Origin of the sequence: Pseudomonas luteola NBRC 103146 (assembly GCF_002091675.1) — a bacterium.
Lineage (GTDB): Bacteria > Pseudomonadota > Gammaproteobacteria > Pseudomonadales > Pseudomonadaceae > Chryseomonas > Chryseomonas luteola.
The window spans coordinates 17,536-35,058 of the sequence record NZ_BDAE01000032.1 but is presented as its reverse complement, the minus strand read 5'-3'; the positions used below and the strand labels follow the sequence as shown (position 1 = coordinate 35,058).

Below are 17,523 nucleotides of genomic sequence, written 5' to 3'. Positions count from 1 at the left end.
GGGACTGACCAGTACCTTGCCTTCGCTATTCACCAGAATCGCATGACCGATACCTCCCAGGTCGAGCGAATTGACGATACCCACCATCGTCTGCAGACTCAGATCGCCTCCAAGAACACCCGCCAGTTGCCCCTCATGCATGACGGGTGTGGCAAGGCTCATGATCAATCCGCCCGAAGCGGCATCTACATAAGGCTCGGTCAGAATCGAACCGGCTTTGGTTTGGGCGCCCTGATACCAGGGGCGTGTTCTCGGGTCATAGCCGGCAGGCATACTGATGGAGGGTCGAACCGTAAACGTACCGTCCGCCTGCCCCAGATAGGTCAGGTCAAAGCTTGAGGTATACGCTTTCTGCTCCAGCACTGCAGTGAATGCCTGAGGTGCAAGATCACGCTGTACCGCCTGCGCCTCTCCTTCAAGCAGCGTGATACGCCCGCTTACCCAGTTGGCAATATTGCTGGAGGCACTGGTGCCCAGTTCTTTGAGGCGAACGGTCAGGTCCCGGGTGATTGCCGTACGTTGCAGATAATCGTTGTACGTCATGAACAACGAGAAGGCAGCAATCAGCACTACCGAGGCCGTTGCCAGGATCTTGTGGCTGAACTTTATTCTACTGAGCATACGACTCGGCCCTACTGAAGGTGGGGATATATAAGGTCTGGCTAACAGATTTCTGTTTGGCTATAGAGGCTATCGGCCAGTCACGTGCGGTCTTCAGCGGCGCGATAATATTTTTCTACAGAGCGACGAGGATTGTCCTACTGTTTTCTTAAAGCCTATGACGATCCGGCCGATGTAGCCTAAGCAGTGGGATAGCCGGTACGGTCGCGGCAGAACCTTGGGCGCTCCGTCCGGTCAGTCATCTAGGATTGACAGAGGCGAGGTTCTCATGAGGTATGCGGCAACACGAGCGCTCAAGGTCGCGGTCTACGGCGCGCAAAGCCCGCTGGGCCAGGCATTGATCAATGAGTTGCTTAATCGCGAACATGAGGCCGTGCCGCTACAGGCAGATCTCAAGACATTGCCGCCCCGCCCCTATCCTCAATCAGCTCCTGGCAACCTATTCAGCGCCTATAAGGTCAGCCAGGGGGTGGCGGGGATGAAAGCAGTCGTCGCGGTACTGGAGCCGCCTCGCGTAGTAATTGAGGTCGAAGATCCCAACTACCTGATCGATGCTGTGGCTGCACTCATCAGCGGCCTGCGCAAAGGCAAAGTATCCCAGCTCATGCTGGTAGGTGATTTCGCTGCGCTGGAAGATGAGGACGTCGACCCCCGCTGGCGACGTGTCTGCCAGAAGATTCACGAACGGCTCGATACTAGCCCGCTTCACTGGACGCTGGTCAACTGTCCCATTCTGGATGAACGGGGAGCCAACGACTCGACCAGTCTCGAAGAAGATTATGAGCTTCTTCATCTCGCCGCCGAGGTCGCCGATGTACTTGAAAAACCCGGACACAGTGGTCGCCAGCTGAACCTTGATTCCTGACCCGCTCGTTCGCTGGCCTGAGGCAAGCATGGCCGCCTCTGTCAAGCAGAAAGTTGGACACTTCTTATACGTACCGCTTCACAAATCCATCAGTTGTGATATACCACGCGCCCCGTTACCCATGAGCAGGAGGCAGGAGTCACCATGGACGCGTACTGGAAGCGTTATATCCGCTGCATCAAAAACCCGGACAGCCTAGGAGAGATTCGCTGGAACAAGAAGGCAGTCGAATCCTATGCCTGGCAACTGCTGCTGGAAAACCAGATCACGGAGGATCAGTACGCGGCATTTTTGGAACAGGAAAAAGCTGGCCGGTATATCGATGAGGATGTCGTTGAGCCTCAGCAAGGCTCACAAGCGAGCTAAGCCTCGCTCTTAAAAATTGCTATTATTTGGAAAATAAGACTATTTGTTCTTGATTTTAGCTATTATTTAGCTATTAAATAGCCACCATTATCGAAATATTGGGATATTTTATTTCCCTGAACTTTGCACACGTTCGCCGTTTCGCTTGTTCTAAATAGCAGTACGTGACTCCCCGCACAGTCACTCCTTATAAATACCGCCTCCTCCTCGCACAATGCGCCCCCGCAAACGCACCAGGATGCCGTTTGCAGCCCACACCTGTTGTTTAACTCTTATAAATATATGGAGGATAGGGTCTTGTTCACCCGTTCCCTGAAGCTTGCCACACTCTTTGCTGGATGCATCGCCAGCGCACATTACGCCGCTGCTGCTCAGAGTTCTGAGGCTTCTTCGTGCACCATTCGCATATTGTTCGTTGGTAACAGCTACACCTATGCGAACAGTTTGACGACCACCCTGATGGGAATGGCGTCACGCGCCCACGACAGCGCATCATCGTCTTGCACTATCGAGGCGGACTCGATTGCCAAACCCTCATATACCCTTGAGCAGCACTGGAACAGTGGAGCGGTACAAAGCAAGCTGGCAAGCAACACCTATGACTATGTTGTCCTGCAGGAGCACGCCGCTCGGCCATTGCTTCAGCCAGAACGGCTGGAAGAATATGCGATGAAATTCAACGATCTGATCCGTGCCCATCATGCGAAGCCGATTCTGTTCGAAACCTGGGCCAACGAGAATCAACAGGGTAAGCAACCACAAATCTATAAAGAGTACGTGAGCCTGGCTCGCAAGATGGGCGCCCAGCTCTCCCCTTGCGGTGAGTCCTGGAAGGGTACGTTTGCAAGCGATTCAGTGGCCAAGCTGTACATAGCTGACGGGCGCCATGCCTCTTTCTCAGGCGGGTATGCCTGCGCCGCCTCCTTCTATACCTTGCTGTTCCGCCAGAAGCCTCTTCAGCCCAGCGCAGAAGAGGCCAATATCCTCGCGTCGGATAAGACATCCGCACCGGAGCTGCACCAGGCGGCTCACCAAGCCGTCGGTAAGCTGGCTCCCGATGTACGCGGCTGGTAAGCGCTTGGCCATCTACTGATCGCGCATACCGCAGGCCAGTCTCTTGCAGGCTGGCCTGTTGCAGGAGAGCTGTGCTGACTAATGGACAGTAATGGCAAAACAGGACTGGTTACGTCCTGCGGCCTTGGCCTGGTAAAGCGCTGTGTCAGCTGCTCTGGAATAGTCGACACGCGTATCGTCTGGTCGAGGAGAGCGGCATTCAACGCCAATACTTACTGTAAAATGCAGTGTTCCGCTGTCCGTTTTGATGCCGAGGGAAGCCATGTCGACTCGAATACGTTCGACAAGCGTTGCCATTTCAGTCGGGGTGCGATTCATGAAGAGTAGAATGAATTCTTCTCCACCAAAACGCGCCGCATGATCGCCTGCCCCCTGGGTATGATTCAGCAATACCTGCCCAGCCTTGACCAGACATTCGTCACCTGTCGAATGACCATAGGTATCGTTAATTTGCTTGAAGTGATCGATATCGATCATGACAACACTCAGCATTTGCCCAGTTGCCAAAGCCTTCCCAAGCGAGGCGGTAAAATTTACTTCAAAAGCACTTCGGTTCTGTAACTGAGTCAGGGCATCCAGCCGACTCAGGCGTGACAGCTGAAGGTTTGCCTCCTCCAGGGCCAGGGTCCGCTCCTTCACCCGCCGCTCGAGTGCTTCGTTGGTTTCCTGCTGAAGAATCAATAGTTTCTCTTGTGCCTGCAAGGTCGCCAACCGCTCTCGTGCCAGATACTCGCTGGTTTTTATCGCCTCCTGCTTTGCCTGTATCCGTGCTGCACGCTCACGGTTTATCCGCTCGGCCAAGGCCATCGACAGCAACAGGAACTCAAGCGCGAACCCCAGCATCTGGACATACAACGGATTGAGCCACCCTTTGCTCAAGCCGGACATGACCAGCGTCATATATAAGGTGGCTAGATTGAGCACTATCCAGGCGATGGTGAAATAACGGGCCGATACATGGCCTCGCCACCACAAGGCAAGGCCAACCCATAGTCCCGTGAGACAGCTGAGAAAGACCATGACATCGATACCGAGAAACGGAATGAACGCAGGGTCGATCGCGATAATCAGCGAGGCGCCAAGCCAATAGATCAGGAAGCTTTTACACAAGACTGAAAAGAAGCGGCTGTGGCTGGATAGCTGAAGAAAGTGCTTGATGAACTGGGCAGCCCCGGCCATGCAAAGCGAAATGGACAGAACGGTGGCACGCACTGCCAGTTCAGTCAATTCCGGCCACAGATACAACCGTCCAAAGCCGGTCGCACAGACCATATAGAAGATGGCACCAGCCAGATAACCGCTATACCAGAGATAGGCCCGGTCCCGTATGAAGACATAGAGTGATAGATTGTAAGCCAGCATGATTACTGCTGCGCCCAGAAAGGCGCTCAGGCTCAGGGCTGTTTGCGTATGGATGCGTTCATACGCGGCAGGAGACATGATCTCCATCGGAATGGTCAGCGGCTGGCTCGCACGCATGCGACCATACAGAACCATGGCCTGATTGGGCGGCAAGTCAAGCGTAGCGACCGGATAAGGGCCGCTGGTGGCTTGCCTACTCAAGGGTATGCGATTACCAAGCGATTCGACTGAAGACCACCGCTCCAGAACAGGATCGAACAGGCGCAGCTCAAGCTGATCGATCAGAGGGGTTTCGGCCACCAGTAACCATCGGCGAACCTCGGACGAGGGGTTTTCCAGCCTTAATCGGATCCAGCTACCGTCCTGCTGATACCCAAGACTGATTAATGCCTTTGCGTTCGGCTGCCACGCGCTATCAGGTACAGCGTAGCGAATAGCCTCGAATGTCTCGGCGAAGGGGTGCAACAGATAGTCCGTCTGGTGCCTGCAAGATAGTTATCCTGGTTATCCAGAACCAATACGCGTCCTGGTGCAGCAGGTGCTTCTGCTGCCAACGTGGAGCAAGCGATCAGCACCACGACGAGCGACGTAATACCTGCTGAACAGGACAGCCTTCGAAGGCAAGCGTGTAATACAAAAAGCAAAGCGCCCATCGAAGAACCTGTCACACATCATCAAGAATAAAGCAGATCGTCAGCCCTACGAGTGGCTTGTCACTATCTGGCTCCAATACTCAGCCGGTTACCAGTCAGTTACTTAGCAGCGGCTCATTCAACACCCAACCTTTCCAAACGGTGTGCCTGTACCCGAGAAACAAAACCGCCGATCAACATGGCGGATGTTCCACTGACAAGCCCGGCCCCTTCCAGCGCAATCATGAAACCGTCAATCTTGGCAGCAGCCAGCTCCAGCTCAGATACATTCCGGGCGGTACGCAAAGCGTCTAGAAAGAAGTAGAAGCTATCGATATTGGCGGCCGGCAGTCGGGCACCGCAAATATTGTCCAGCCGGTTTTGCAGTTGATAGCAATCGAATTCGGTCAAGATCATGGATGTCTGCCCCTACCCAGTCGAACTGCCAGCTGATGTCTAGATGACACTTCGACTACAAGGAACGAAAACGTTTCCACTTGATATAACAGAACACTGCCGCTCTGCTTGCACTACCTGATGTATTGCAACAAGTATAATGGCACTCAGCCATCATCGTAATCATCAATGAGCGCTACTGGATAAATGGAGCAACAGAGGTGACGGCATGATAATAATAGACTGAACGGCTAGTACCTTTGGCATGTACTGGTGTATCGGTTATCTTTTTCACGCACTTATGCACGCATTGCCTGATATTTCCAGCACGGGATACGCAGGCTGGTAGGTAAAAAAACGGCCCTCCACGGGCCGTTTTAATGTCAGATGCGGTTCAGGCCAACTGATAAGGCTCCCGCTCAGGATGATTGGACAGCGATTCGTTGGGCATCTGGCTATGAAACGTTTTAAGTGCCTGGAAAACAAATAACAAGGCAGTCATACCCTCCTGATATTCGAAGATACCTTGCAAAGGCCAGATAGAAAGATGGGCCAGGAACACAGCCAAGGTAAAATCCAGACTGGGATTCAGCCGCTTGGCCACTTTGAAATACACCAGGAAGCTGACCGGAATGATCGCGATGGTTAGAAAACCAAAGCGGAACAGCGTACCGATCACACCTACATCGGAAAGGAAGAAGTAGTAACTGAAGTAGTGCTTGAAACCATCATTCCACATCAGGCTCAGACTACCGCTGGGTACCCAGTTGTACTCATGCAGATGATCCATGATCTGGGCGATGGTAGCCTCGCGCACATTATCCGTAGCGCCGCTCTGGGCAGATTGCATGTAGAAATCGATATTAACCCCGAAAAGCTCGAGCAGGTCAGGATCGATAACGAAGGGGGAAACGAGCAAGCCGCCAATCACCGCCAGCTTCACGGACTTAACCCGCAGGCACAGGAACGTAAAGATGATGCACAAAAGAATGACCTGCCGGGTCTGTGTGACGAACACCAGTGTCGCAAGGTAAACGAGCGCCAGCAGTCCATAGCGAAGACTGGAGCGAGGGCTGCCGTCGATAGGTGATTTTCCTTTGCCCCAGAAGTAGATGCTCAGGCAGTAGCCAATGATCAGGGCAAATGCCCCGGTCGAGGCGCGGCCCGGTCGGCTGAGGTCCAGGTCCATCCCATCTCGCAGATCTGGCAACACCTCGAAATAGCACAGCCAGGACAGGACAACAGCCCCTAGCGCCACGATCAGAATGCAATTTTCAAACTGTGCCGCCGACACACGTTTGGCCAGGTACAACAAGGGAATGACACTAAAGCAGAGCAGCACCCTGCGTTCTTCGATTACCCCATAGACCAGCGGCTGACCATAAAAGAGTTCGGCAAACAACGCCGGAAGGAAGGTAAAGGTAAAAGCCGAAAACAGACAGAACAGGAACGCAACACTGTAATCTTTTCGTTCAGCTCCAACGGTTCCCACTAGAAACATGGCGCTGAAACCCAAACAGGCGGCCAGATAAAGCTCTGTCAGGTATTTGATACCAATAGGGTTCTGGGGATTCTGCTCAAGCAGCCCGAAATGCAGCACAAATGCCAACCCCAACAAACCACAGTACAACGTATTTGTACTTACTTTCTTCATTGACTACCCGTCCTATTACCTGGACATGACGTGCCGCCTGATGCGGCTACACAACCGATATGCAATCCTTGATTGCACCACTCTGAAACACCAACAACCTACCGCGCTCAAGCCGTGGGGACACACCTGCTACTAAAGTCACTGCTCAAAAGCGCGAACGCAACCGATCAACTTACAGCATCAAATGGTTACATTTGTACATACAAAAAACTTAAATTGACTTGACAGACCTTGATGCCAACAGTCGGACTCCAGGATCTAAAAGAGTTCAATAGGGCGCAATGAAAGCCATCAAGGCGATGCATAAAGGGAGAAGTCGCTAACACTTAGGGCTGAGAGGAAGCGAGAAGATACTGCGCCCAGCAGATACAGGGCGCTACGGAAGAGCCCTATACGTAATAGAGCAGAACATTGCGCCTGTAATGCCAGGCGGCGAGTTCATTCAACAGTAATGGAGGTAACACAAGTTAACCCTGAATGACAGCGTTGAGCTTTTCCTCCGTGTCGACATCCTCGGCCATGACCAGCTTGCCCTGGGCATGACATGGCGAAACGATGGATGCGAGGCTGCTCAAATAAGGGACATTTCCAGCCGCTTGACGATAGGCATGTCGAGCCTGATGGTGTCGGTAGGAAATTGGCGGACATTAGCCAAAGAACACTACAGCGCTTGCAAGAACAAAGGCAAACAGTCCGATATAGGCCAGAGGCCGATCAAGGCGAACAGTACGTGTCGCCTTATAGCTGCGCCCCATGTGCCCTAGCACAAGCGCTACGATCAACATCCCTGCTGCAATGAACATTCCTGTTAAACCTGTACTCAAACCGCTGCGCTGTTCTATTTCAGCGCTTGCCATTGACAAAAGTCCCGAATAACGGGCTCAGATCGCTGTTATCCGACGATTGGGCCGCATTTATCTAGCAATTTTGACTCAGACGTCTATCTGAATGCTAGTACGGAATTGCGCCTAGGCGAAGGAGACCAAAGTCGCCATGTTTGTGGATTTTCTTTCTAATGCCGCTTTACTTCTGGCGCTCTGCTGGCTACGGGACTACCTCTGGCGTACCTGGCCACACAAGGTACTGTCATCGGAACTGATTGTTGGATGTGCAACGGGCCTGATCTGTATTGCCGTCATGGTACATCCCGTACCGATTGGTCTCGGGATCTTTGTAGATGCGCGGCTGGCCATACTGTCGGTAACCGCGTTGATGGCAGGCCCCCTGGTTGCTGGTATCGCAGCGGCAATCACGGCGCTGTATAGGTTCTGGCTAGGCGGCGTAGGGGCCTACCCCGGCGTATTGAATGCCTTCATGGCGGTGGCGTTAGGTCTCGCTTATCGCATGGCCTACCACCGAGGCTGGATCAGGCAAGGCCCTCTTCAGGTACTGTTGCTGGGCGGTGCGGTACATGCCCTCGCCCTGCTCACGCTTACCCTCGTATATGGCCCTTTCGGCCTGGCCGCTCAACGTACCATGCTGGCCATGATGCTGACGATGCCCCCTACAGGCCTGCTCGTCTGGCTTCTGTTTCGTGACCAGGAAAAACGCAATCAGGCTGAACAGGCTCTGGCGCGAAGCGAAGCCCGGCTGAGCGCCATTACCCAGGCAATTCCTGACATCCTGGTGGTTATCGATCAGGACGGTCGCTTTCAGGAGGTCGTCTCGTCCTCCCATGATGCCAAGAAGATCAATGAGCACTTGGCGAAGGTGGGCCAGCGATTGCAGGATGTGCTGCCTTATACCCAGGCGAACTACCTGACCACCTGGGTCAGAAAGGTCCTGAAAAGCCCGACACCTCTCACCGTGGAATACCAGCTCAGCTCTCCTGCGGGGGAGCGCTATTTCGAGGGCAAGGCCCAGGCGATCGCTTCGGATGCAGAACATAAGCAGGCGATCGTTATGGTAACTCGTGATGTCACGGCCAGGCATGAGTATGAAGAGCAGATCCGTCGGCTGGCGTTTTACGACACCCTGACCGAACTTCCCAATCGGCGATTTTTCCTGGAGCGGCTCAAAACGGCCCAGCTTGCCTGCCAGCGACACGGACATAGCGGCGCCCTGCTATTCATCGATCTGGATAACTTCAAAAACATCAATGATCTGTATGGTCACGATGCCGGCGATACCGTTCTCAAGGAAGCAGCACACCGTCTGAAACAGATCGTGCGGGCGACCGATACCGTGGCTCGCCTGGGTGGGGATGAGTTTGTCATCCTGCTGGAAGGCTTGTCGGAAGACGAACAAGCTGCCGCGCACCAGGCAAGTCACATCGGCCAGCAGGTGCTGGCGGCCTTAGAACGTCCTTTCGAATTCGAACAAGGCAATCAGACTATTAGCGGCAGCGTAGGCATTGTGTTGTTTGACAGCAGAAGTGCAAGCTACGACTTGCTTCAGCAGGCCGACATCTCCATGTATTCGGCCAAGAGCCACGGCAAGAATGCCATTCGCTTTTACGATCCGAGCATGCAAAGCAGCATTGCTGCCCGCCTGCAACTGGAGCAACAGATCCGGCAAGGGCTGCTCGACAATGAATTCCGCGTTTACTATCAGCTTCAGTGGAGCGATCAGAAAGGGCTTATCGGCCTTGAAGCGCTTCTGCGCTGGCAGCATCCGGATTGGGGCCTGGTAGGCCCTGCCGCCTTTCTGGAAGTCGCAAGCAACACAGGATTACTTACCGAACTGGACCGTTGGCTGCTCGATGAGGTGTGCTCGCAGTTGCTTGCCTGGTCAAAAGAGCCTTCTCTCGCCCACCTACCGGTTTCGGTCAATGTCTGCGCGTCCCATCTACGGCAATCCAGTTTTGCCACTGAGGTTATGGACGTCTTGAAACACAAGCATATCGATCCTGCCCTGATCAAAATCGAGCTGACCGAGGCAACCCTGATACTGGACCTCGACCAGGCCTGTTCGCATATCGAAACACTTAGAGGACAAGGTGTTCGCTTCGCCCTGGATGACTTCGGTACCGGGTACTCATCACTTAACTATCTGCAGAAGCTCCCCATCGATCAGGTCAAGATCGACCAGAGCTTTGTGCAACGGCTGCCAGGGTCGGAGAGTGTTGCCATCATCCAGGCTATTTCCGGTCTGGCTACGACCTTTGGCCTCGATATCGTGGCAGAGGGTGTGGAAAGTGAAGCACAGCGCCAGCTGCTGGCCGAAAATGGCTGCACCACCTATCAGGGCTATCTGTTCGCTAAACCCTTGCCGGCTAGAGACGTGGTCCGTGCGGCGGAGCTGGCCAGCAACTGACGGGAGTGATTGCCATGTGTGGCAGACCAGCAGTCAAATCCTGCCGCTGGTCTGTCATAAATATTTAATGATCGTCTTCCTTTCATTTAATCCTGTGGGCGCCGATAAATGAACCAAGCCTCCCCTTTCGGCCGCTTACTTCAAGGATCAATCATGTTCTTCAAACGCCTCTAACAGGAACTGGCCGCCCTGCGGGAAAGACTCTCGGTTGTACAACAGGTCAAACAAAGCCTCGATACATCAATGATTGGCTTTACCCTTGACTCACGAGGCGTGATTGAACAGGTCAACGAGCAATTCATGCTTGAAATGCTCTACAAAAGCCATGAGATCGTCGGTCGCAATATTGACGAGCTGGTTCCAGTGCATATCAAGCAAACCGATATCTATCGACGGATGAAGGTTGCGCTTCAAAAAGGTGAACACTTCAGTGGCGTTGTACGTCTGCTCAGGGCAGACGGGAAAGAAGCTTGGCTACGCTGCCTGTGGCAACCGATACGCAATGCTTCGGGTCAAGTTGACCAGTTTTATATCTACGCAAACAACCTGACCCGTACGATCGAGACTTCCCGCGAGCACGAAAGCCTGATCAAGGCCCTGTTACGCTCTACCGCCGTCATCGAGTTCAACCTGAACGGCGAAGTGATTACCGCCAACGACCGCTTCCTCAGTGTTATGGGTTATACGCTGGATCAGATCAAGGGCAAGCATCACCGCCTGTTCTGCGAGCCGGCCGAATACAATTCGTCTGAGTATCAGGATTTCTGGGCCAAGCTCAATCGCAGCGAGTTCGTCAACGGTCGCTTCAAGCGCGTGGACCGATATGGTCATGTCGTCTGGCTTGAGGCCTCCTACAACCCCATCCTCAATGCGGAAGACAAGTTGTGCAAGATCGTGAAGTTCGCAACGGTCGTCACAGATCAGGTCAACCGTGAAAACGCTGTCATCGAGGCGGCCGGTATCGCCTACGGTACGTCGCAACAAACCGATGCTGCAGCCAAGAAGGGCGCAGGCGTAGTCAACCAGACCATCGGTATCATGCAGCAGCTGTCCAGGCAGATGGAACACGCTGCTGAAGGCATTGAGGCATTGGATAAGCAGTCGCTCGTAATCGGCTCGATTGTTAAGACCATCAGTGGCATTGCCGAGCAGACCAACCTGCTGGCACTCAACGCGGCTATTGAAGCCGCCCGCGCAGGTGAGCAGGGCCGTGGATTCGCAGTAGTGGCCGATGAAGTGCGTCAGCTGGCAGCCCGAACGAGCAAAGCAACCGAAGAAATCGTTGGCGTCGTCCAAGAGAACCAGGCACTGGCTCAGGAAGCCGTCTCCCGCATGTCTGAAGGCAAGAACCAAGCAGAACAGGGTCTGGCGCTGGCCTCTGAAGCCGGTGTGGTCATCGTTGATATCCAGGACGGTGCCCAGCGTGTAGTTGATGCAGTGGGCCAGTTCAACCAGCTGACAACATAAGCCACACAGCGTTTTCTCGCATAAAAGGGCTCTGCGGGTGACTGTTTGCAGACCGCGTGTTGGGCCGTACCAGGCTCTATGGAGCTTGGTCTGGAGCTGAATGTATACAGTTCGTCCAATAACGTAAAAAGCAACCCAAAAAAATTTAATTTTTTTTGGGTCAGCTAAGTCCATGCCAGCAAAAGATTTTTTTACACGTCAATGCAATATTACGGAAATATTTGCGTGCCATTGGGCAGAACCCCCTAGAGGGAACGAGCGGTCATCATTAGAATGCGCGCCCCTAACCCATGGAACTCGAACCGGTAGCGGCTAAAGTCGTTATCAGGTAATCCATGTGCGCACGGCGGCCGGCAGTCCACACGATATGTCTTGGCCCTGTGAAGTCGAATTACTCATTGAAATTGACAGATCTCCTGTGAGAAGGCCTCGCGCGTACTAACAGGAGGTAATACGCCATATCGATCTGATTATCCCACGAGGACATGATGGACGTTACCCAATTTGATACGCTTATCCAGCTGCTTGAAACGCTTCCCCTGCATAATCTGACCGAAGCCCAACTGGACCGTCTGCATGCTGCAGCCGATGTCTGTTTCTGTGAAGTTGAAGAAGAGTGGGACAAGCGGGAAAGCACGACGGTAGTCGCCTGATACGCCTTGCTTGACTACAGGGGACGCCTCCCCTGTCTGAAGAGCCCGCCGGTTGTTTTTATCTCCATCTCGTGACAAGACGCTCAGTCTGAAAACACAGCGGCTCGATGATCAAACAAAGCCGCCCCTGACCCAGGGGCGGCTTTGTCGTTTCTGGGTATAACGATCAACTCTGCCTATCCACTCTCACAAATAACTGCTTCATACATTGGGCTTTACCGAGTCGACTAAGACATTTGACCCCCAACAGGTGTACGGAGACGTACCGAACCCGACAATTCTGTAATTCCGCCGACGCAGTGCGGCACGCCCTGGCGTACCGCACTGCTGCGTTCAAGGCTTCACAGGCACCGGGCACAACCGCAAGCGGCCGGAACTGTAGCCAATCGCCAGGACCTGATCATCTTCGCTCCAGGCCATGGAGCTTACACCCGCCTCATCCAGCAAGCCTGCCAATGGTTCACCACGGGCCAGATCAAAAATAACTGTGAGACCATCGTCTCCACCGGAGGCTAGGCGGCTGTCTGCATGGCTGAACACAATAGAGCTGATGGGTTTGGTATGTACGGGCAGTACTACCGGCTTGCTGCTTTGTGGCCCTTTACCTGAACAATCCCAGATAATCAGAGAAGCTGCACCGCCTGTTGCGAAGTAGCGGCTGTCAGCACTCCAATCAAAATGCCTGACCTTGGATGGGTACCCACTCATGCGAAAGTCTTCGCCGCTTTTCAGATACCACAGGTGAATAGCATTGTCCTGGCATCCGGTGGCAATAAACCGCTGATCTGGACTGACCGAGAGACTCAGCAGAGAGTCTTTCCAGGGGAAGTGCCGCAGGGGCTGCTCACGCTCCGCAGACCATTGGTTGACCAGCCCATAGCAGCTGCTGAGCAGGGTAGCATCAGCCAGCCATAACAACCCTGTGACCGTACTGGCGGTCTGTCCAAAGCTTTGCTTCAGCTTGCCTTCGGCGGTCCAGAGCTGGATCTGCCGGCCAGCTGCTGAAGCCAATCCGCCCTCGGCTGACCAGCATAAGAATTCAACCCAACTACGTCCGCTATCCAGCTGATGTACTTTACTGCCCGTAGCGGGTTCCCACAGGATAATACCGCCCTGCTGCCCGCCACTGGCCAAAAGGTTACCGTCAGGTGACCACGCTAATGCACTGGTCGCCAGCCCATGCACCGCATGACGCCATACTTCGCGACCATTAGCCGTGTCATACGCCGCAACCGAACCGTCTGCATAGGCCGTCGCCAGCCGGGTATTGTCTGGCGACCAGACCAGCGTGTTGATGTGCTCGCCACCCTCCACTTGCCATAGGCTCTGCAGGCGTTGTACCGCTGTGGAGTCGCTCATGCCAGGCAACCTTTCAGTCCTGCTATTAGCTCTTCGCGGTCCAGATTACGGCCAATGAATACGATTTCGCTCTGGCGTTTCTCATTGGGCTGCCACAACCGATCCGGGCCGCCATCAAGCAACATATGAACGGCTTGGAAGACGAATCGGCGATTCTCCTGTGCAATGTTTAGAATGCCTTTGGTTCGTAGGATGTCCTGCCCCTTCCGAGCCAGTAGCGAACCTAGCCATTGATTGACCTTTGCCTCCAACAGCGCCCCTTCCAAGGTAATGCCAACAGAGCTGATTTCTTCATCATGGCTATGGGACGCGGCAAACTCGCGTTGACTGCTCGGCTCAAGGCGAACGCCTGACTGCTCCAGTCGCAGCCCAAACTCTTCGGGCCCATGCTCAGTTACCAGAGCATAGTATCCCGCCGCCGGAATCAGCAGATTAACCGTCTGCTCTGCATCGTCTTCCGGCACTTTCAAATTGACGGCCTGACGACCAGGCATCAGCTTGGTACCTGCACGGATCTTTTTGGCCTCTCGATCAAAGGCTCCTTCGGCGATAACAACAGCCCTGTCCAGATCACCCTCACTGTCGCCATTGACAGGCATCAGCAGCGCGCCAATAAACGGATCGGGGCCTGCCCCATAACGGAGCTCGGTAATGCCTGCCGGCAAATGCCAGATTCCAGCCCACTCAAACGGATATTCCTTCTGTAGAAAGTCTGGCCGTTGGTCCAACACCCGTTCCAGATCAAAGCCGCCCACGTTCATGACAGTAGGAATGTCGACTTCGGCATTGACGGTCCGATGGATACGAGCCAACGAATTCATCTTGCGGATTCGTGTTTCCAGCTCGTCCAGCCTGGCGGGCTCGACCAGATCCGTCTTGTTCAGCAGGATGACATCGGCAAAGGCAATCTGCTCTCGTACCTCACTGCTGTCCTCCAGGTGCAACCAGACATGGTGAGCATCGACCACGGTAATAATGCCGTCCAGCTGGAGCTGCGCTCGGATTTCGTCATCGACAAAGAACGTTTGTGCCACCGGGCCGGGATCGGCCATGCCCGTGGTCTCCACCAGAATATGATCGAACTTGTCACGCCGGTTCATCAGGTTGCCCAGGATCCGGATGAGGTCACCCCGTACCGTGCAGCAGATACAACCGTTATTCATCTCAAAGACTTCTTCGTCGGCATTCACCACCAAGGCGTCATCAATGCCGATCTCGCCAAACTCATTTTCAATCACAGCAATACGCATACCATGCTGCTTGCTAAGGATGTGATTGAGCAACGTCGTTTTACCTGAACCCAGAAAGCCGGTCAGCACCGTGACAGGGACGCGTAGATCTGACATAAAGCACCCACTCATAAATGTTATGAGATAACGTAACCAATCAAATAGCTAGCGTCTATATGCGCTTGATGGGGTTGATTAGCTAATTCACTGTCCCTAGTCGGGAAAAACGTCCTGTTTCATCGAGTAACATGTAGGTGTCATGTATTCCCTTTCGAGCAAAGGCTTCATGTTTTCTGGATTCACCGTTTCTGCCTCAATATAAGAAAGAACCGCCGCCCAGAACAGCCGTTGCGATACCAATAGGAAGATCGTCGGATGTGAATAAGGTATGCGCGGCCATGTCAATCCATAGCAGAAACAGCCCGCCTAGTAGTGCTGCCACTAGTAAAGGTTGCCGTTGTTGGGCCACGATAAACCGCCTCGCCAGATGTGGGAGCATCAGTCTGACAAATACAATGGCGCTGCTAACCACCACCATGACGCCTGAAAGCAAAGAGGCACAGATATAGGCTAGCAAGGGAACCCTGGTTTACTCAGGTATTACTGGCTTACTGAGTAAGGTTGAGCTGATAACTGAACTGCTCTTTCATCTATCCTTCGCCATCAAAGGCCATCTGCCACAGGTCATAGCTGCCGTAGCCCAAACGTAGATGATTTTGGATCAGCTTTTGCAGGGACTGTTTTGACAGGACGTTGTCCACTACACCAGCCGCGACTTTGCCATGAAATAGAGAGGCGACTCCCCATAGCAGCTCAATCAGCCCAGCTGATTACAGGTCCGTTGGAAACGTAGCCGTCCCGTAATCGATATAAAGGCTCGCTCCGTCATGGAGCTGAATGACCAAATGTTACTCTATAAAACCACGACGTTCATGCAGTGCCGTACCGTCCCATATGACTAATAAAAGGGCGACCGTGAAACAGCGTCTTAATAGATAGATTTACATCCGATGAGCCTCCTCCCCGTCTATTACCGAAAGGCTGGCAGGCCTCTCCGGAGGCGTAAGACTACTCAAGGGGCTGTTACATTTTCGGTTTTAAGCCTGTCGCCGAGTTGCACCCAAAACCAGGCGCCTCCCGTCGCGTCTAGTAATGTTGGCGGTGTCTCGGCAGCCATAACTGAAAAATAAAAAGATAACGTTGCCATGTCATGCAGCACGCTTCATGGGACACGTCCACGGTATAAATTGAGAGGATTAGCAATCCAGTAAGTCAACTGAATCAGTTACGTTATGACGTATTATTAATAAATTTGTGTAGGCCCGATCTAAAATTCAGAAGCCTGCTGCCAGCTCCTAGGGAGAGTGTTGTCTCAGCGAGACGCAATCCTTTCAGCTTTGATGGTAGTGCAAAACCATAGGTGTGCTAAGAATTGCCTCGTCTTCTGCATTCCCGAGCCGCCTTATCCGTCCAGATAGAATCATTTGCTTGTAAGCCCCTCTTGGACAGCGCTACCTTAGACGGCTATATCCCGGATGTACGACTCATAACAACAACGCACTGATTAACCTATGCCCAGAACAGGTTCCCGTACCACTGGCCGCCCTACGCTGGCCGAAGTAGCCAGACTGGCCGCTGTTTCGCCCATTACTGCATCACGAGCCCTGCGAGGGGTTGCCACGGTTGCGCCCGAGCTGGTCGAAAAAGTCCGCGAGGCCGCCCGTGCCCTGGGTTACGTTGCCAACCCTGCCGCCCGCACCCTGGCCTCCGCACAAAGTCAATCCGTTGTGGTGCTGATCCCTTCGCTGTCAAACCAGCTATTCATTGAGAGTCTGGAAGCTATCCATCAGGTTTTAAGACCTCACGGGCTGGAGGTACTGATTGGCAATTATCACTACTCGCCTGAAGAAGAAGAAAACCTGATTCGCAATTATCTGGCGTATCAGCCCAGGGGAATTCTGCTGACAGGCTTTGACAGAACGGAGCATGCCCGTCAGCTATTGGCTGGCAGTCGTGTTCCTTGCGTATATATGATGGAACTGGATGCGGGTACGGCTACGTGCAGCGCTGGTTTCTCTCAATATGCTGCGGGGGCAGCGGCGGCCCGGCACCTGATTGAGCGTGGCCGCCAACGCATTGCCTATATTGCGGCCCAGCTCGATCCACGCGCGCTAAGGCGTGGCGATGGATTCCGGGAAACCCTACAGCAAGCCGGCATGTATGATCCTGGTTTGGAGATACTTGATGTCCGGCCCTCCTCGATCGAATTGGGAGCTACCTTGTTCACCGATCTCATGCACCGGCATCCTGACGTGGATGGGATCTTCTTTTGTAACGATGACCTGGCACACGGAGCGATCTTTCAGGCCCAGCGCCAGGGTATTTCCATTCCCCATCAGGTCGCCCTGGTCGGCTTCAATGATCTGCCGGCCTCGGCCCACATGGTGCCACGCCTTACGTCCATCCGGACACCCCGGGAAGCCGTAGGTCATCAAGCCGCCACATTACTCCTGGACCTGATGGCAGAACGTACCGGACCAACCCAGATCGACCTGGGATTTGAATTGGTCGTGCGGGAAAGTAGCTAGAC

General features: G+C 53.6%; 16 protein-coding genes and 1 pseudogene. 8 read left to right on the top strand and 9 right to left on the bottom strand.

Annotated elements, in window-relative coordinates:
* On the bottom strand, window positions 1-621 hold a 621-nt coding region (locus PLU01S_RS22505; RefSeq protein ID WP_169715114.1), incomplete at its 3' end, for a PDC sensor domain-containing protein.
* A 268-nt stretch (window positions 622-889) separates the two neighbouring features.
* Here PLU01S_RS22505 and PLU01S_RS22500 point away from each other — a divergent pair.
* The 3 genes from PLU01S_RS22500 (at window position 890) to PLU01S_RS22490 (ending at window position 2,926) form a co-directional block, all read left to right on the top strand.
* Window positions 890-1,486, top strand: a complete 597-nt coding sequence (locus PLU01S_RS22500) for an NAD(P)H-binding protein (protein ID WP_074828575.1) — start codon at window positions 890-892, stop codon at window positions 1,484-1,486.
* 144 nt (window positions 1,487-1,630) lie between these two features.
* Window positions 1,631-1,852, top strand: coding sequence for a hypothetical protein (locus tag PLU01S_RS22495; protein ID WP_074828572.1), 222 nt, complete (start codon window positions 1,631-1,633; stop codon window positions 1,850-1,852).
* Window positions 1,853-2,149: 297 nt separating this feature from the next.
* Entirely contained in the window at window positions 2,150-2,926 is a 777-nt protein-coding gene (locus PLU01S_RS22490) for a hypothetical protein (RefSeq protein WP_083397965.1), read from the top strand.
* A gap of 78 nt (window positions 2,927-3,004) precedes the next feature.
* Here PLU01S_RS22490 and PLU01S_RS22485 read toward each other — a convergent pair whose 3' ends face one another.
* The 5 genes from PLU01S_RS22485 to PLU01S_RS25510 all read right to left on the bottom strand — a co-directional run bounded on the left by PLU01S_RS22485 (window position 3,005) and on the right by PLU01S_RS25510 (window position 7,827).
* Entirely contained in the window at window positions 3,005-4,753 is a 1,749-nt protein-coding gene (locus tag PLU01S_RS22485; protein ID WP_074828566.1) for a sensor domain-containing diguanylate cyclase, read from the bottom strand.
* A 302-nt stretch (window positions 4,754-5,055) separates the two neighbouring features.
* Window positions 5,056-5,337 (bottom strand): hypothetical protein, encoded by a 282-nt coding sequence (locus tag PLU01S_RS22480; protein WP_010798824.1) that lies wholly within the window; start codon window positions 5,335-5,337, stop codon window positions 5,056-5,058.
* Between the two features lie 373 nt (window positions 5,338-5,710).
* Window positions 5,711-6,970: a hypothetical protein gene (locus tag PLU01S_RS22475; protein WP_074828564.1), complete on the bottom strand. Its 1,260-nt coding sequence runs from the start codon at window positions 6,968-6,970 to the stop codon at window positions 5,711-5,713.
* 467 nt (window positions 6,971-7,437) lie between these two features.
* A complete protein-coding gene (locus tag PLU01S_RS26360; protein ID WP_139208882.1) occupies window positions 7,438-7,545 on the bottom strand; it encodes an EAL domain-containing protein in 108 nt (35 codons plus the stop codon).
* A gap of 72 nt (window positions 7,546-7,617) precedes the next feature.
* Complete coding sequence (locus tag PLU01S_RS25510; RefSeq protein ID WP_139208880.1) at window positions 7,618-7,827, bottom strand: hypothetical protein; 210 nt, start codon at window positions 7,825-7,827, stop codon at window positions 7,618-7,620.
* A gap of 136 nt (window positions 7,828-7,963) precedes the next feature.
* Here PLU01S_RS25510 and PLU01S_RS22470 point away from each other — a divergent pair, with 136 nt between their 5' ends.
* The 4 genes and pseudogenes from PLU01S_RS22470 (at window position 7,964) to PLU01S_RS25835 (ending at window position 12,345) form a co-directional block, all read left to right on the top strand.
* The gene (locus tag PLU01S_RS22470; protein ID WP_074828561.1) at window positions 7,964-10,225 is read left to right on the top strand and encodes a putative bifunctional diguanylate cyclase/phosphodiesterase; all 2,262 of its coding nucleotides are present in this window, start codon (window positions 7,964-7,966) and stop codon (window positions 10,223-10,225) included.
* 243 nt (window positions 10,226-10,468) lie between these two features.
* A pseudogene (locus PLU01S_RS26730) lies at window positions 10,469-11,152 on the top strand (PAS domain-containing protein); the annotation flags it as partial.
* Window positions 11,153-11,170: 18 nt separating this feature from the next.
* Complete coding sequence (locus PLU01S_RS26725; RefSeq protein WP_374940342.1) at window positions 11,171-11,692, top strand: methyl-accepting chemotaxis protein; 522 nt, start codon at window positions 11,171-11,173, stop codon at window positions 11,690-11,692.
* 488 nt (window positions 11,693-12,180) lie between these two features.
* Window positions 12,181-12,345 (top strand): hypothetical protein, encoded by a 165-nt coding sequence (locus PLU01S_RS25835; RefSeq protein ID WP_010798829.1) that lies wholly within the window; start codon window positions 12,181-12,183, stop codon window positions 12,343-12,345.
* A 333-nt stretch (window positions 12,346-12,678) separates the two neighbouring features.
* Here the strand turns inward: PLU01S_RS25835 and PLU01S_RS22460 are convergent, their stop codons facing one another.
* The 3 genes from PLU01S_RS22460 to PLU01S_RS26430 all read right to left on the bottom strand — a co-directional run bounded on the left by PLU01S_RS22460 (window position 12,679) and on the right by PLU01S_RS26430 (window position 15,510).
* Window positions 12,679-13,704: a WD40 repeat domain-containing protein gene (locus PLU01S_RS22460; protein ID WP_074828559.1), complete on the bottom strand. Its 1,026-nt coding sequence runs from the start codon at window positions 13,702-13,704 to the stop codon at window positions 12,679-12,681.
* The gene (locus tag PLU01S_RS22455; protein ID WP_074828557.1) at window positions 13,701-15,050 is read right to left on the bottom strand and encodes a CobW family GTP-binding protein; all 1,350 of its coding nucleotides are present in this window, start codon (window positions 15,048-15,050) and stop codon (window positions 13,701-13,703) included. The genes PLU01S_RS22460 and PLU01S_RS22455 overlap by 4 nt, the downstream gene beginning before the upstream one ends.
* A gap of 196 nt (window positions 15,051-15,246) precedes the next feature.
* Window positions 15,247-15,510: an iron chelate uptake ABC transporter family permease subunit gene (locus tag PLU01S_RS26430; RefSeq protein ID WP_073449493.1), complete on the bottom strand. Its 264-nt coding sequence runs from the start codon at window positions 15,508-15,510 to the stop codon at window positions 15,247-15,249.
* Window positions 15,511-16,504: 994 nt separating this feature from the next.
* Between PLU01S_RS26430 and gntR the strand changes: the two genes are divergently transcribed.
* Window positions 16,505-17,521 carry an HTH-type transcriptional regulator GntR gene (gene gntR / locus PLU01S_RS22445; protein WP_074828554.1) on the top strand — a complete coding sequence of 339 codons (1,017 nt, stop codon included), beginning with the start codon at window positions 16,505-16,507 and terminating at the stop codon, window positions 17,519-17,521.
* Window positions 17,522-17,523 lie beyond the last annotated feature (2 nt).

Coding starts and splice junctions, on each gene's coding strand:
- PLU01S_RS22480 (WP_010798824.1), bottom strand. CDS start 5,337: ATGATCTTGACCGAATTCGATTGCTATCAACTGCAAAACCGGCTGGAC.
- PLU01S_RS22500 (WP_074828575.1), top strand. CDS start 890: ATGAGGTATGCGGCAACACGAGCGCTCAAGGTCGCGGTCTACGGCGCG.
- PLU01S_RS22470 (WP_074828561.1), top strand. CDS start 7,964: ATGTTTGTGGATTTTCTTTCTAATGCCGCTTTACTTCTGGCGCTCTGC.
- gntR (WP_074828554.1), top strand. CDS start 16,505: ATGCCCAGAACAGGTTCCCGTACCACTGGCCGCCCTACGCTGGCCGAA.
- PLU01S_RS25510 (WP_139208880.1), bottom strand. CDS start 7,827: ATGGCAAGCGCTGAAATAGAACAGCGCAGCGGTTTGAGTACAGGTTTA.
- PLU01S_RS25835 (WP_010798829.1), top strand. CDS start 12,181: ATGGACGTTACCCAATTTGATACGCTTATCCAGCTGCTTGAAACGCTT.
- PLU01S_RS22495 (WP_074828572.1), top strand. CDS start 1,631: ATGGACGCGTACTGGAAGCGTTATATCCGCTGCATCAAAAACCCGGAC.
- PLU01S_RS22460 (WP_074828559.1), bottom strand. CDS start 13,704: ATGAGCGACTCCACAGCGGTACAACGCCTGCAGAGCCTATGGCAAGTG.
- PLU01S_RS22475 (WP_074828564.1), bottom strand. CDS start 6,970: ATGAAGAAAGTAAGTACAAATACGTTGTACTGTGGTTTGTTGGGGTTG.
- PLU01S_RS22455 (WP_074828557.1), bottom strand. CDS start 15,050: ATGTCAGATCTACGCGTCCCTGTCACGGTGCTGACCGGCTTTCTGGGT.